We start from the raw sequence: 16,211 nt of genomic DNA on the forward strand, positions 1-16,211 counted from the left end.
TGATACCATCTATAAAACTCCCCTACCCGATATTTTTGTTTTTCGCTTCATTCCAGAAGGAATCGAGTTCTTCCAGCGTGAAATCATCAAAGGTCTTCCCCGAGCTGTGGACTTTTTCTTCCACATAAGAAAAACGGCGGTAAAACTTCGAATTTGTCATCGCGAGCGCTTCCTCAGGAAAAATCTTATAGAAGCGTGCAACATTGACAAGAGCAAAAAGAATGTCACCGAATTCTTTCTTTATCGCCGTTTCACTACTCTTCTCCACTTCACTCTCAAATTCCTTCAACTCTTCCCATACTTTATCCCAGGCTCCTTTTGCATCCGGCCAGTCGAAACCGACCTTGGCAGCCTTTTTCTGATATTCATATGCTTTTAGGAGGGCAGGCATTCCCTTGGCCGTGTTTTTGAGCATCGGTTCCTGTCCTTCCACTCCGCCTTTTTCCTGCTGCTTGATTTTATCCCAGTTCGCTGTGACCTGTTCTGCATCTTCCACTTCCACTGTACCGAACACATGAGGATGACGGCGCACCATCTTGGAAGCGATCGTCTCGATCACTTCCTCCATCGTGAACATTCCTTCATCCTCCCCGATCTGTGCGTGCAGCATCACTTGGAGGAGGACGTCACCAAGCTCTTCGACAATATGATCGATATCATCTTCATCGATTGCTTCCAGTAGTTCATAGGTTTCTTCAATCAGGTACTTTTTCAATGATTGGTGTGTCTGTTCCTTATCCCAGGGACACCCGTCCGGCCCGCGAAGAGTTGAGATGATCTCCCGCAGCGTACCATATTGCTTGAAGGAATCCTCCATCCCCTTGACTGCCGGCACATAAAGGCTTGTCAGATTACTGAGACCCGCGGCGCGGTCCAGTTCTACAAGAGGGATTCTCTCCACTTGTTCATCTTTACTGCCAGCAGCGGTTACCAGCATGACCTCATAATCGTATGGATACAGTTCCATCAGGGTAAGCTTTACTTCGGAAGCGATGAAGCCGTCATACACCTGACCGATGATGAGCTGCTGGTTCATATGGATGTCCTGAAGACTCAGACTCGTCCCATCCAATAATTGAAAACCGTCGATCGGGTCGGCCCCCACCGATGCAAAAAGGGCATCGATAAAGCTTTGTCCCCCGCCGACCTTTACGTCGATCTTGCCTTCCTGCTGAAGCTCGAGCAGAAGCTGTACCGTTTTTTCAGCTACAAGCGGATGACCCGGCACGGCATAAACGAGCGGTCCCTTTTCAGCCTGAGAGACAAGAATCTGTGTAATTTCTTCATACACTTCTTCAAACCGGTCATGCTTTTCATATATTTCATCAAAAGAATGGAACTCCACTCCTTCTGCAGTTAAATCATTGACCACAGGATGTTCCTTTGTACGTAAAAATAGCGTTTCACTGCCTTTAATAAGACGATAGACGCCCAGAGGCAGCTGCTCCAAATCCCCGGCTCCGAGGCCGACAACCGTAATCGTATTCATAAGACTCTCCTATCTTCTTTTTGAAATTGGCTGGATTTTCCCCAACAGCCGGACCCACTTGCTTCCGAACGGCAGAAAACCGATTTCATCCTCACTAAGGACATTCCCTCTCAGAAGCACAATCATAAACACCGCTCCGCCGGTCATCACTCCCCCTAAAGAGAAGACAACCGACAACGGACGCTCCGGCATCCCGGCGTTCAACGTCAGGACGTACAGATACATAAGCCCCTGCAGAACAGCCGTCATTGCAGCACCGCTCGCTAAAAGCGTCAAATAAAAGGAGGGATCGATCAGCCTTATCGGAAAAAGTTTTTTTAACTGGAACACCATCAGCACCGTGATCACTGCCAGGGAAATGACGGTTGATAGGGACGCTCCCATCGTGCCGAACGAAGGGACAAGGACGGCGTTGCCCGCATATTTAAGCAGAACCCCTGCAATGATGCAATACGCCGGAAAATAAATCTTTCCGATTCCCTGAAAAATCCCTGCAAACGTCAGGATCAGGCAGCTGAAAAAAATCGAGATGCAAAAAACGGCAATGACACCGGAACCTTCTGCATTTTCGAACAGCATCGTATTCGTCGGGACAATGAGATTGATCAGGCCAAGCGATGCGGCGAATCCGATGATGATGCTGATCTTCAGTGACAATTGACTGTATTCCCTTACGAGTGATTCTTTTTTACCGATATACGCACTTGTAACAAGAGGGACAATGGTGAGGGAAATCGATGTGGCAACCACATTCCCCAGCTGCACAAAAGGCTGTCCGCGGTCATAGATCCCTTTCCACGCCTTGGCCGCACTTTCTTCCATCCCGGAAGAAGTCAATAACGCATACACGTTCAATGAATCGATGAATTGAAGAAGAATCAGCAGCATGGCGCTCACACAGATTGCCGTACCGTCTTTCAACAGCCGTTTCCAAATGGAAAGATAATCTTTCGAAAGTGTAAAGATCCCTGATGACAGCTTCTTTTCCTTTTTCAATGCCTGGAAGAAAATCAGCACGATGACCGCCGCAATCCCGCCGGTGATCGACCCGAATAATGCACCCTTTCCGACCGTGTATAATGATTGTCCCTGACCGACCAGAATGACGGAGAACACCAGGATGGTGACCACCCTGAAACTCTGTTCCGCCACCTGCGAAACGGCAGTCGGGAGCATATCTTCTTTCCCCTGGTAATACCCCCTCAGGGCCGACAGCGGGGGGAGGAGCAAGAAGGACAGCGAAATGACCTGGATGAGAGGCTTGAGATGCGGGTCCCCCATCCACCCCGCGATCATGCCTGCACCGAAAAAGACGGCCATGAACCAAACCAAGCCTGTGATACACAAAAAAAGAAAAGATGTCAGGGCAGCGTCCTTCGCACCTTCCTCATCATTCTCCTCAAGCTTCTCCGCGACAAGCTTTGAAATGATAACAGGAAACCCGTAAGTGGATAACGCGATCGCGATCCCATAGAAAGGATAAACCTGCTGATATATATAAAATCCGGTGTCTCCAACGATATTCTGAAAAGGGACCCGGTAGACGGCGCTCAATATTTTGGTCACGAGCGCAGCCACTGTCAATACCATGGCGCCTTTGAGAAATTGCTTGGAGGAGTATTGCTTCCTCAACGAGCTTCCTGCCTTTCCATGTGAAACTTCCATTGAACCGGTTATGTAGAAATTAAGTTTATTTTATCATAAGTCGCTGACAGATACCGTGCAAGACTTCGCTTTCAGAGGATGATTGAAAGAAGAAAAAAAGGAGAGTGGCGGCTGCCACTCCCTCTGCATTATGATTCCATCTGTCTTGCCAAGAAGCCAGCTGCCGTTTCCACTGCCTTTTGTTCCACTTCGCCAACCGTACGATCCTTTGAGAAAATCGTCACGGCCCCGATCGGGTCTCCGTTTGCTACAATCGGAGCGATCGTATAAGAATTCAGGTCTTCTTCATGTCCATCGACAAGCTCGGCTTGTCCTTGCTGCGTGTGCAGGAATGATGTACGGTCATCCATGACCTTTTCAATCAATTCGCTGACATTTTTGTTCAAATACTCTTTCTTCGATGCACCGGCAATCGCGATAACTGCATCGCGGTCACAGATCAGGACGGCACTTCCCAAGCTGTCGTATAATGCTTCTGCATATTCCTTCGCGAAATCACTCAGTTCGCTGATCGGAGAGTATTTCTTCAAGATGACTTCCCCGTCGCGGTCTACGAAGATCTCAAGGGGATCTCCCTCGCGGATCCTTAACGTCCTGCGGATTTCTTTCGGAATAACAACGCGTCCTAAATCATCAATACGACGAACAATTCCAGTTGCTTTCATCTATAGTTGCCTCACTTTCATCAGATGATTTTTATTTAGCAAGGCATCCATTTGGTTTGAATACTTTGCCATTGTTGAGTTTAGTATCTTACATCTTAGAAGTTCTATACACATTCAGTTATTTTTTCTGTCATTTCACTAAAATGCTATTGCAGGTTACTTTTTCCAAAGTTGGCAGCTGCATTAATACTAATACCCTTATCATAGTAAAATAAACCAGTGAACGCATTTACAGTTCAGTTACAATGTGATAACGAATATTAGAGTTAAATGTCGAAAATCATCTGATTGTATCGAAAGTGACGGCTGTCAGCAAGACTTTTCGCAAAGCACAAAGAATAATAAATTTGTTTAAATCCATAAACACCGCTGTTGATTTCCGTGGAAGACTTCGCTTTCCGCGGGTAGACCGTGAGCCTCCGGGGTCTCACATAAGCTACTCTTCCCGCAGGAGTCTTCGTCTTCCACTCCAATCAACAGCTGGATATCAGTTATACATATCAAGTATTTTTAACAAAACCTATTCTAAAACAAAAAGATTTACCTCTACCCTCTATATGTTTTCTAAATCAAAATAGTTAGTAGGCTGTCATCACGAAACGTGGTTTTCTTCTTTTAGGGCAGTATCCAGGTTCTTGATGATGTCGTAGGCCATGTGGAACCATTTGGATGTTTCAAGGCGTGCGGTGTTGATGGATATTTTCAGTTTGGAGCCTTCCATTCCGAGTCCGACTGCACGTCCGTGTTTGTTGCAGATATCGAATACTTTGGATCCGTCGATCCGGTTTGTTCCTTCCGGAGACATATAGATGTTTACATTTTTCTGCTCCTGCTTGATGTTTTCCAGGTCCGTGTTTTTGGCAAAGACCTTCATCTCGGAAATGAGGAATAGGTATTCCACTTCTTCCGGATATTCACCAAAGCGGTCGAGCATCTCTTCCTGCAACTCTTCTATTTCAGGCAGTGAAGAGATCGAGCGGAATCGCTTATACATCTCAATCTTCTGATGTCCGTCCTTGATGTAGTCATCCGGGATATAGGCATCCACTTCAATATCGACTTCAAACATGGAGGCAGGCTGTTTCGGAAGATCTCCCTTCCGTTCCTCGATGGCTTCTTTCAGCATTTGTGAATACAGATCGAATCCGACTGAGTCGATGAATCCGTGCTGCTGCGCCCCGAGCAGATTCCCTGCACCACGGATCGTGAGGTCACGCATGGCGATTTTGAATCCGGACCCGAGTTCCGTGAACTCCTTGATGGCCTGGAGGCGTTTTTCAGCCACTTCGGTCAAAACCTTGTCCTTCCGGTACGTGAAGTACGCATACGCCACCCTGTTCGAACGTCCTACCCGTCCACGCAGCTGATACAGCTGGGACAAGCCCATGCGGTCGGCATCGAAGACGATGAGTGTATTGACATTCGGGATGTCGACCCCTGTCTCGATGATCGTGGTCGTGACGAGCACATCATATTCCCCTGTAAGGAAGCCTAAGATGACCGACTCGAGCTCACTTTCACTCATCTGTCCGTGTGCGTACGCAATCCTGGCATCAGGCACGAGCATCGAGATTTCATCCGCTTTCCGTTCAATATCTTCGACCCGGTTATAGAGGAAATACACCTGTCCGTTCCGCGCCATCTCCCGCTCGATCGCCTCTTTGATGAGAGGTCCGTTGTACTCCATGACATATGTCTGCACAGGGAAGCGGTTTTCAGGCGGTGTTTCGATGACAGATAGATCCCTCACCCCGAGCATCGACATATGAAGGGTGCGGGGGATCGGGGTGGCCGTCAGCGTCAGCACGTCGATATTCGTTTTGAGCTGTTTGATTTTTTCTTTATGGGTGACACCGAATCTCTGCTCTTCATCGATGATGAGCAGTCCGATATCACGGTATTGGATATCTTTTGATAATAGACGGTGTGTGCCGACTACGATATCGACCGTTCCTGCCTTCAATCCCTTGATGGTCTCCTGCTGCTGCTTCCTCGACCGGAACCGGCTCAACAGGCCGATTTCAATTGGGAAGTCCTGAAAACGCTCCTTGATCGTTTCATAATGCTGCTGGGCGAGTATGGTGGTCGGTACCAGGAAGGCTACCTGCTTGCCGTCAGCGATCGCTTTGAAGGCAGCACGGATCGCCACTTCCGTCTTCCCGTATCCGACATCTCCGCAGAGCAATCGATCCATCGGCCTTTCTTTTTCCATATCGTGCTTGATTTCGTGGATCGACCTTAATTGATCATCCGTTTCTTCATATGGGAAGGCCGTTTCGAAATCACGCTGCATATCGCCATCCGGCGAGAACGCATATCCCCTTGCGGCTTCACGCTCAGCATACAGCTTGATCAAGTCGTCTGCGATATCCTGGACGGATGACTGTACCTTGGATTTGACTTTCTTCCACTCAGTGCCGCCGAGTTTATAAAGCTTCGGTTCTTTACTTTCAGAACCGACATACTTTTGGACAAGCTCAATCTGCTCAACCGGGACATACAGTTTATCGCTGCCCTGGTATTTAACATGAAGATAATCCTTGTGGACTCCATTGATTTCAAGTGTTTCAAGCCCAAGGTATTTTCCGATCCCGTGGTTGACGTGCACCACATAATCCCCGACTTTCAGTTCGGAGTAGCTTTTGATTCTTTCAGCATTCGAAAGCTTCTGCCTTCTCGGTTTCTTTTTGGTTTTTTTATTAAACAGTTCTTCTTCGGTGATGACGGCAAGCTTCTGCATCGGAAGCTCGAACCCGTTCGTCAGGCTTCCATTGATCATCTGGACTTTGCCCTTTAATAATTTGGAACTGTCCTCGACAAAGGCTATTTCGATTTTATAATCGTCAAGTACTCGCTGAAGCTTCTTAACACGTTCTTCATCCGGCCCCAGCAGGACGACCGTATATTTCCCTTTCTTCCAGCGGTCGAGCTCTGCTTTCAGGACATTCATCTGCCCATGAAAACTCTGCATCGGTTTCGCGGACACATTGAAAATATTCTGAGGGCTTGTATTCGGGATATGGCGGAGGAATAATGAAAAATAAACCTTAGGCAGCTTCGTATTCGCCGTCAAGGATTGAAACTTATGGGACACCGAAATATCGTGGATGATCTGTCCATCCTGCAGCAGGGACGTATACCACTCTGCTTCTTCTCTTTCCAGAGATTCGCTTGTCTCCATGATCCTGCTGTATTCGTCGAAGTAGATCACGCTGTCTGAAGGCAGATAGTCTAGCAAACTACTAGGCGTCTCGTAGGCAAGCGAGAGATACTTGAAGATTTGCTCGGGAATCTGACCGTTTTCTAGCTGCGCGATTTCGTGTCCGATGTATTCGGTCAACTTTTCTTTTACACTGTCCGTTTTTATCTTTTTCAGACTTTTTGCCATTCCGGATTCAATCTTCTTGATCAAGCTGTCCATATCCTCATAATTCATCAACACTTCCGAAGAAGGGCCGATTTCGATGGTTGTAAGCTTGTCGATTGAGCGCTGATCATCCACTGAGAACGTACGGATCGAATCGATTTCTGTATCGAAAAGTTCAATCCGGACAGGGTTCGGAAGGGTCAGCGGGTAAATATCGACAATACCGCCGCGGAGACTGAATTCTCCCGGGGTGTTGACCATCCCCGTGCGCTGATATCCCATTTGAACCAATTGATTCAGCATATCATCCAGATCGATATCTTCTCCCTGGGTAAAGGTGATTTGATTCTTTTCCCACTGTTTTTTCTCCGGAAGGATTTTTCTAAGCCCTGCGACAGGTACAATGTATACACCTTTTTGATTTTTTGACAGCTTATTCAACACCTCGATCCGCTGAGAACGCAGTTCGGGACTTGCCACACTGAGCTCTGCTGCAATCAATTCGTTGGCGGAATATAGGAATACCTCATCTTCTGAAAGGAATTGAATGAGATCGTCATATATTTTCTGGGCCTGGAAAAGATTGTGCGTGACGACCATTGAGGATTTGCCAGTCTCTAAATAAACATCGGCGATATAGGCTGTGCGCGATGAGCCTGACAGCCCTGCAACAAGCTGTTCTGATAATTGTTCATCAATTCCCGTGATGAGGGATTGAAGTTCTTCACTTTGGTGGATTTGTTTTAAAATACCTTTCAAGAATACGCTCCTCCCCGTGGATCTTTCTATCTCTATGCTATATTCGTGCGAAATGGATCTCTATAGTAAAAACAGAAAAATGCTTTGGTTCTGCCACCAAAGCGCTGTTCCTTTTCATGCTTATATACTTACTGAATGATATAATCCAGCTGATGATAATCCGGATTTCGTTGAAGACTTTCCTGGCAGTCTTCACAGATGGTGCGGACGTGGATATCTCCGTTGTCCTGATACTGAACCATATTCAGACGTTCTTCCTCAGTCAGTTTGTGGATGCCAAGTTGTTCTGAGTGGACCGACATATTGGAAATCGTACCTACATTTGTCCCGCAATGACGACAATGATAGTGGATAGCCAATTGATATCCCTCCAATTCCATTTATACGATTAGTATGAACGGAATAGAAGGGAGTTATTCAGTTGCTGCTTAGTTTTACCATTTCAACACCGCTATTTATTTCCGCTGGGACCGGTGAAATCAATTGAAGCTGCTTAATTGAATTTATTCATGACTTCCAGAAACGGCTTATTAAACCATGTTTCACAGGCCTCAACAGAGTCGTTGATGACTTTGTCCAGTTCTGCCTGCTCGTCTTTACTGAATCTGCCGAGTACATAGTCCGGGACACTCATTCCGTTTGTTGGACGGTCGATGCCGACGCGGATCCGGTTGAAGTTCTGGGTGCCCAAGTGGGCGATCGTTGACTTGATGCCGTTATGTCCGCCTGCACTGCCTTTCTGACGCAGCCTGATCTTTCCTACTGGCAGATCCAGATCATCATAGATGACAAGCAGGTCTTCTTCATCTATATTAAAATAATCCATTAACGGGACGATGCTTTCACCTGATAAATTCATATATGTAAGCGGCTTTAAAAGGACGATTTTCTCTCCGTTATAATGATAGGTACCGTAGACCCCTTTGAACTTTGATTGATTTAAAGAGACACCCAGCCGCTCTGCGAGTGCATCAACGATGACAAACCCGATATTATGCCTTGTTTTTTCGTATTGCGAGCCCGGGTTGCCGAGTCCGACGATTAATTTCATGCTTCCACCTCATTCTGACCTAATACTACTAGGATAAACGTAAAAAGCGCAACCTGCAAAAGGTTACGCTAAAAATATTAATTATTCTTCAGAAGACTCGCTTTCCTCGCTTGCTTCAGTTTCTCTGCCTTCTTCGTTCTCAGGAACGCCGGCTTCCTGCTCTTCACCTGTAGAAATTTCTTCTTCCTGTCTAGGAGCCAGGACGGAGGCGATGGTGCGGTCATCTTCTTCATTCAATGTGACGCTGTACTTGTCACGCACATCTGCGATCGTCACGGTGTCCCCTACTTGGAGCTCTGAAATATCAACTTCGATTGATTCAGGTATATCAGACGGCTTGGCCGTGACGGATACTTCATGAAGCGGCTGCTGCAGCACCCCTCCGTCTTTAACGCCGGCAGACTCACCTGTAAGCTCGATGCGGACGTCTGCGTCAATTTCCTCAGACATGTTAACCGCAAGGAAATCAACGTGAGTGATCTGATCTTTAATATGATCCTGCTGATAATCACTTAAAATGACATTTTGTTTGTTGCCATTTACGTTTAACGAAATGATTCCGTTTCTTCCTACTTCACGGATTGTCTTGATGAATGTGATCGCGTCGATTGCGATTGGTGTGTTTTCAGCTTTATAGCCGTAGACAACGCCCGGGATGTTCCCTTCATGCCTCAGCTTCGTTAACGTTGAGCGTTTGAAATCATCTCTTGTATTTGCTTTTAATTCTGTTGCCATGTTTAATCCAACACCTTCCCTGATCTTTTAATTGTAGAGTTCTATATATAGTAATTACCCTATTTGTGTGGGGAATAAACATGTGAATTGTAGATTTCCCTCCGTTAACAAAGCCCGTTGATTTCCGCTGCAGGTGCTCGCTTTCCGCGGGGCGGGCGGTGAGCCTCCTCGTCGCTATGCTCCTGTGGGTTGGAAAGGTGGAGGGGCTTTGCTCAGAGGCGGGTGGCATAAGGCGAATTGGCCACGAAGGCGTTCTTTGCCTTCTTGGCCGGTTTGACTTATGACATGTGCCTCTAAGCCGCGGAGCTGGACAAGTCTCACCTGTCCCGCAAATCCCGCAGGAGTCGAGCACCTTCCGCTCCAAACAACTCAGGACTGATAAACAATTACAATCCTTTTTCTTATTTAAAGGGGATTTCATAATCCGATTTTTAATTTGTAAAGGGTATTTTATATAAATTAAACGTTACCAGCGTTGGATTGGAGTGCAAGACGAAGACTCCTAACCGAAAAGCAGAAGGGCTTTGCTCAGAGGCGGGTGGCGTAAGACGAATCTGCCACGAAGGCGTTCTTTGCCTTCTTGGCCGGTTTGGCTTATGACATGTGCCTCTAAGCCCTGCAGCTGGACAGTTCATCCCTTGCGGAAAGCGAAGTCTTGCACGGAAATCCAACGCGGTGATCAGAACTGAAGCATAGTAAAAGAACCCGCCTTCTCAAATTGAGAAAACGGGTTCTTGTCATAGCACAAACACTGATATTAATTCTTAATCGAATAGCGTACTTACGGATTTTTGTTCGTAGACGCGGATGATGGCTTCGCTGATCAGTTTCGCCACGGAAAGCTGCTTGATTTTGCCGATCATCTTCTCTTCAGGCAGCTGAATCGTGTTCAATACGACCAGCTCTTTGATGTTGGAATTCTCGATGCGCTCGATTGCAGGACCTGAAAGGACAGGGTGCGTACAGCAAGCGAACACTTCTTTTGCACCGTTTTCCACAAGTGCGTTTGCAGCCAGGGTGATCGTGCCTGCAGTGTCGATGATATCATCGATCAAGATTGCCACTTTGCCGTCGATATTACCAACGATATTCATGACTTCCGCCACATTAGGCTTAGGACGTCGTTTATCGATGATCGCGATCGGTGCCTTCAGGCGCTCCGCAAGTTTACGGGCTCTCGTAACACCGCCATGGTCTGGAGATACAATGACGATGTCTTCGTTTTTGAATCCTTTTTCCTGGAAGTATTCAGCCAAGATCGGCACTCCCATTAGGTGATCAATCAAGATATCGAAGAATCCTTGAATTTGTGGAGCATGCAGATCAAGTGTGATCACACGTGTAGCTCCTGCCGTTTCCAATAGATTTGCTACAAGCTTGGCTGTGATTGGTTCACGCGCTCTTGCTTTACGGTCCTGGCGTGCATACCCATAATAAGGCATAACGATTGTGATCGTTTTGGCAGATGCACGTTTTAGTGCATCAACCATGATCAACAGTTCCATCAGGTTCTCATTGACAGGCTGAGATGTCGACTGAATAACGAAGACATCACATCCGCGGATACTTTCTTCGATATTGATTTGGATTTCTCCGTCACTGAAGCGTTTAACAGACGATTTTCCTAACTCAAGGCCGACTTCATCTGCGATTTCTTTCGCAAGTTCGTGGTTTGAATTAAGTGAGAATATTTTCAACTTAGAATTAATATAAGAGTTTGGCATGGTGGACCTCCAGTTTATTTCTTATGATTAAGATTTTGTACGTAGTTTTCTTTATTGACCTGACGAGCCCTTGCAATTGACAGCGACTCTCCGGGAACATCTTCGGTGATCGTCGAACCTGCTGCGATATAGGCACCCTTACCAACCTTCACAGGGGCAACCAGGTTGGAGTTGCAGCCAACGAACACTCCGTCTTCAATCGTTGTAAGATGCTTGTTCTTACCGTCATAGTTGACTGTAATCGATCCGCATCCGATATTGACGTCACTTCCTACCTCGGCATCACCGATGTAGCTTAAGTGAGAAGCTTTGCTTCCTTTACCAAAGGATGCTTTTTTGATTTCAACGAAGTTACCGATTTTCACTTCATCCCCGATGCTTGAATCGGGACGGATATGAGCGAAAGGACCGACCTGAACATCGGAACCGATGGAACTGTCATGTGCTGCAGATTGCTTCACAACGGTGCGATTGCCGATTGTGGAATCCTTTACTTCCGTATTCGGCCCGATTATGGAATCCTCGCCTATTGAAGAGTTACCTTTAATCACGGTCCCCGGCAAGATGACAGTGTCTCTGCCGATGGTTACGCCTGCATCAATATATGTGTTGGCAGGATCTTGGATCGTCACACCGTTTCTCATATGTTGTTCATTGATGCGTTTCTTCATTGTCGTCTCTGCTTGCGATAAGGCCACGCGATCATTTACGCCAAGTGTTTCATCAAAGTCGCTTGTTTGATAAGCGCTCACGATTTCGCCCTCTGTCTGAAGGATTTCAATGACATCCGGCAGGTAGTACTCACCTTGGACATTGTCATTTGATACCTTTTTCAGCGTATTGAATAGTGCTTTATTATCAAAGCAGTACGTACCTGTATTGATTTCTTTTACTTTTCTTTCGTCTTCTGACGCATCTTTATGTTCTACGATGCGCTCCACCAAACCTGAATCATTGCGGATGATTCTTCCGTATCCATCAGGAGATTCTGTGTGACCGGTCAGAATGGTTGCTTTTGCACCTTGTTCTTCATGATGCTTCACAAGCGCTTCCATTGTCTCTCCCTTGATCAGGGGAGTATCTCCGCACACAACCAGCGTTGTACCCTCTAAATTGCCGAGAACATCTTCTGATTGCATGACCGCATGAGCTGTACCCAGTTGTTCTTCCTGTAGGGCAAAATCGCTTTTGCCTTCAAGGTGAGATTTCACAAGTTCAGCACCATGGCCGATGATTGTAACGGTCTTCTCTATATTCAATGTTGTAATTTGGTCGACCACATGTTCCACCATAGGCTTACCGCATACAGGGTGAAGAACTTTGTATAGCTTCGATTTCATCCTTGTTCCCTGTCCGGCAGCTAATATAACGGCATATCGTTTTGTCATTTTTGGTCCTCCAATAACCTTTTTATCCATAACGAATATATCCTAAAAGCTCTTTCATTTCAAGGATAGAGAAAAATATACATATATTTGTCAAGTAATAGATTTGTTAATAATATTCCGGACTGTGACTTTGTAAGATGGATAAAGGAGAATAGTAATGCAGCGCTAATTTTGCTTATAAAAAAGAAGATACACTTCTATAAGCCGCTTTTGATTTCCGTGTAAGACTTTGTTTTCCATCAGAAAAGCGGAAGGGCTTTGGTCAGAGGCGTGTGGCATAAGACGAAGCGGTCACGAAGGCGTTCTTTGCCTTCTTGGACGGTTTGGCTTATGACAGGTGCCTCTTAGCCCTGCAGCTAGACATTTATCCCCGGTAAGGAAATGAGGAGTCTTCGTCCTGCACTGCAATCAACCGGTGGCAACATTCAATAACAAATAATTATTCATTTATTACAGGCAACCTATTTTTAAGACCGTTTAAAGTTGAACACAGTAATTTTAAAAAAATGTTGAATTTTTTCTAATATAGGTTTCGAGAGGGGGTTATCGGGGTAATAGGAAGAAAAGAAAAAAAAGAGCGCTACTGTGAAGTAGGCTCTTGTTGCAATAGACTCTTTTAGGAAGCGCCAGCTTCTTCTAACTCCACTTCTTCAAGCTCACCTAGACGGTGGTACTCTGCTAACACGGCATCTTGTATTTTGCCGCGGGTACCGGAATTGATTGGGTGAGCGATATCACGAAATTCCCCATCAGGAGTACGCTTACTCGGCATTGCTACGAATAAGCCATTGTTCCCGTCAATTACACGAATGTCATGGACAACAAATTCATTATCCAATGTAATCGATGCAATTGCTCTCATGCGGCCATCGGTGTTTACCCTGCGTAATCTTACGTCAGTTACTTCCATTCTGTTCACCACCTTTTTCCCTAGATGAAATCTACTGTACTAATTCAACGATTCGATTAGATATTCCTTCTTTAAATGTAAAATTTTTTGAAAAATTTTATTTTTCACTTAATCTTTGCATACATCTTTTGTCCTAAAACCGTTAACACAGCCGCTTGGAGCTTTTTCTGCATAAAAAAACACCCGTGAAGATTACTTCACGAGTGCGATTACTTCGATTTCAACCCCTGCATCTTTTGGCAGGCGGGCAACTTCCACACAGGAACGTGCCGGTTTATGAGTATTGAAATACTCTCCGTATACTTCATTGATGACACCGAAATCATTCATATCCTTGATGAATACAGTAGCTTTCACAACAGTTTCGAGAGAAGCGCCTGCTTCTTTTAAAACGGCTTGCAGGTTATTAAAGACCTGGTGTGTCTGAACGGCGATATCTCCTTCGATCATGCTTCCTTCTGCCGTCAACGGAATCTGTCCTGAACTGTAGAATAGATTATTGACCACGATCCCTTGAGAATACGGACCGATTGCTGCAGGTGCTTGATTTGTTGAAACAACACGCATTGTAGCTGCCTCCCTTTATGATAAGAATGTCAGGTTTGATTGAAAGTAATTTCCTTCTTTCAAGGAAATCTGTTTATTTTTTTCGTTCACATCAGATAATTTCAATAGTGATACGTAATCGTCCACTAAACGCTCTTCAGCATTTTCCGATTCCACCAGCACACCGATGCCGGATAACGTTGCTGAAAATTCTTCTAGAAGATTTTTCATCCCGTTCACCGTTCCTCCGGCTTTCATGAAGTCATCGACCACCAGTACGTTCGAGCCTTCTTTCAGGCTTCTCTTTGAAAGCACCATCGATTGAATTCTCTTGGAAGATCCGGAAACATAATTGATGCTCACCGTCGAGCCTTCCGTCACACGGCTGTCCCTTCTGACGATGACGACCGGGACATTCAGGTATGCTGCTATTGCATTGGCAATTGGGATCCCTTTTGTGGCGACCGTCATGATGACATCGATTTCTTTTTCAGCGAATGCCGAAGCAAGGAGCTTCCCGACTTTTTTCATCAAGAGTGGATTCCCTAAGAGATCCGTCATATATAAATAACCGCCTGGAAGGAGCCTGTCCGAGCTTTCCATATGCTGGCACAGTTCCTCTATCACTTCTTTTGCCTCACTGGCATTTACCTTGGGGATGTATTTCACTCCCCCTGCCGCTCCCGGTACCGTCTGAACAATTCCTATCCCGCGTCCTTCAAAGGTTTCTTTAACGATCGTCAAGTCTTCACTGATGGAGGACTTGGCAGAACCATAACGCTCAGAGAAAAATGTCAAAGGTACAAGTTGGTGAGGGCGCTCTGCTAAATAATGAGTCATGTCAATCAATCGTTCACTACGCTTGAACTTCACCAAAACTACCTCCAAATCCGAATATTATATAGTAAATATACCATTAATATACGGATTTAAGCAAACACTTATTCACCAAGCATGCGGACTGCGAAAACTTGGTCACAGAATCCCCTCAGCCCATTATAGATCCGGTGAAGCCTTGACTCATATTGCACAAGTCCGTAAACTGTCGGCCCGCTCCCGCTCATCAACACTGCATCGGCTCCGAAGCGCTCCATTTGATCCTTTATCTGTGCGACTTCAGGATACAAATCGAGGGTCACCGACTCCAGTACATTCCCAAGGTTTGAGCATATGTCACTGTACGAACCGCGGTTCAAAGCGGAGATCATCGCTGCTGTGTCAGGGTGCTTGATATTCTGGACATTTAAATTCTTATAAACATCCGCTGTTGAAACCCCTATAGTCGGTTTCGCCAGAATGACCCAGCAATTGGGAGGTGCGGGAAGATGTTCAATCTTTTCACCGCGGCCGGTTGCAAGTGCAGTCCCGCCGTACACACAGAAAGAGACATCCGATCCTATTTCCGCTCCAAGATCGGCAAGCTCGTCCAAACTGAGCCCCAGATCCCATAATTGGTTCAATCCTTTTAACGTGGCAGCCGCATCACTGCTTCCCCCGGCCAGTCCCGCAGCCACCGGGATTACCTTATCAATGGAAATTGCCACTCCCTTTCTGATGTTGAGCCGGTCCTTTAACAGCTGCGCAGCCTGATAGGCGAGATTTCTTCCATCATCCGGGACAAATCGATTATGAGAAAGAATCTTAATCGTATCTTCAGAAAGATCCGTGAGTTCGATTCGATCTGCTAAATCGATGGTCGTCATGATCATCTCAACCTCGTGGTATCCATCGGGGCGTTTATGTAATACATCGAGTGACAGGTTAATTTTTGCCGGCGCCTTGACTGATAACCTCATTTCATCACCTTCTTACCATACTCTTTTCACTTATTGTATCATACACTTCTTCAGGAAGTGTCATCATCTTGCAATACTCATACAAATACGATATTTTACCACGTTACCTAACAATA

At 45.9% G+C, this 16,211-nt stretch carries 13 protein-coding genes; all 13 read right to left on the minus strand.

Annotation, left to right across the window (positions count from 1 at the left end; all coding sequences use genetic code 11):
• Positions 1-22 precede the first annotated feature (22 nt).
• The 13 genes from yabN to ispE all read right to left on the minus strand — a co-directional run bounded on the left by yabN (position 23) and on the right by ispE (position 16,095).
• Positions 23-1,489, minus strand: coding sequence for a bifunctional methyltransferase/pyrophosphohydrolase YabN (gene yabN / locus ACKA06_RS18125; protein WP_064563566.1), 1,467 nt, complete (start codon positions 1,487-1,489; stop codon positions 23-25).
• A gap of 9 nt (positions 1,490-1,498) precedes the next feature.
• Positions 1,499-3,121 (minus strand): putative polysaccharide biosynthesis protein, encoded by a 1,623-nt coding sequence (locus tag ACKA06_RS18130; protein ID WP_411160344.1) that lies wholly within the window; start codon positions 3,119-3,121, stop codon positions 1,499-1,501.
• Between the two features lie 161 nt (positions 3,122-3,282).
• Positions 3,283-3,819, minus strand: coding sequence for a stage V sporulation protein T (gene spoVT / locus ACKA06_RS18135; protein ID WP_032085208.1), 537 nt, complete (start codon positions 3,817-3,819; stop codon positions 3,283-3,285).
• 592 nt (positions 3,820-4,411) lie between these two features.
• Positions 4,412-7,945, minus strand: coding sequence for a transcription-repair coupling factor (gene mfd, locus ACKA06_RS18140; protein ID WP_214872480.1), 3,534 nt, complete (start codon positions 7,943-7,945; stop codon positions 4,412-4,414).
• A 128-nt stretch (positions 7,946-8,073) separates the two neighbouring features.
• A complete protein-coding gene (locus tag ACKA06_RS18145) occupies positions 8,074-8,304 on the minus strand; it encodes an anti-sigma-F factor Fin family protein (RefSeq protein ID WP_032085210.1) in 231 nt (76 codons plus the stop codon).
• A 134-nt stretch (positions 8,305-8,438) separates the two neighbouring features.
• Entirely contained in the window at positions 8,439-8,996 is a 558-nt protein-coding gene (pth, locus tag ACKA06_RS18150) for an aminoacyl-tRNA hydrolase (RefSeq protein WP_032085211.1), read from the minus strand.
• Between the two features lie 81 nt (positions 8,997-9,077).
• Complete coding sequence (locus tag ACKA06_RS18155) at positions 9,078-9,731, minus strand: 50S ribosomal protein L25/general stress protein Ctc (RefSeq protein ID WP_032085212.1); 654 nt, start codon at positions 9,729-9,731, stop codon at positions 9,078-9,080.
• A 764-nt stretch (positions 9,732-10,495) separates the two neighbouring features.
• Complete coding sequence (locus tag ACKA06_RS18160) at positions 10,496-11,455, minus strand: ribose-phosphate diphosphokinase (RefSeq protein WP_032085213.1); 960 nt, start codon at positions 11,453-11,455, stop codon at positions 10,496-10,498.
• Between the two features lie 14 nt (positions 11,456-11,469).
• A complete protein-coding gene (glmU, locus tag ACKA06_RS18165; protein ID WP_214872471.1) occupies positions 11,470-12,843 on the minus strand; it encodes a bifunctional UDP-N-acetylglucosamine diphosphorylase/glucosamine-1-phosphate N-acetyltransferase GlmU in 1,374 nt (457 codons plus the stop codon).
• A 616-nt stretch (positions 12,844-13,459) separates the two neighbouring features.
• Complete coding sequence (gene spoVG, locus ACKA06_RS18170) at positions 13,460-13,753, minus strand: septation regulator SpoVG (protein WP_032085215.1); 294 nt, start codon at positions 13,751-13,753, stop codon at positions 13,460-13,462.
• A gap of 192 nt (positions 13,754-13,945) precedes the next feature.
• On the minus strand, positions 13,946-14,320 hold the full coding sequence (locus tag ACKA06_RS18175) for a RidA family protein (RefSeq protein WP_411160345.1): 375 nt from the start codon (positions 14,318-14,320) through the stop codon (positions 13,946-13,948).
• A gap of 15 nt (positions 14,321-14,335) precedes the next feature.
• On the minus strand, positions 14,336-15,172 hold the full coding sequence (gene purR / locus ACKA06_RS18180; protein WP_032085217.1) for a pur operon repressor: 837 nt from the start codon (positions 15,170-15,172) through the stop codon (positions 14,336-14,338).
• A 68-nt stretch (positions 15,173-15,240) separates the two neighbouring features.
• Positions 15,241-16,095, minus strand: coding sequence for a 4-(cytidine 5'-diphospho)-2-C-methyl-D-erythritol kinase (gene ispE, locus ACKA06_RS18185; RefSeq protein WP_058300019.1), 855 nt, complete (start codon positions 16,093-16,095; stop codon positions 15,241-15,243).
• Positions 16,096-16,211 lie beyond the last annotated feature (116 nt).

This window comes from Rossellomorea oryzaecorticis (genome assembly GCF_045897515.1).
In the GTDB taxonomy this organism is placed as follows: Bacteria; Bacillota; Bacilli; order Bacillales; family Bacillaceae_B; genus Rossellomorea; species Rossellomorea enclensis.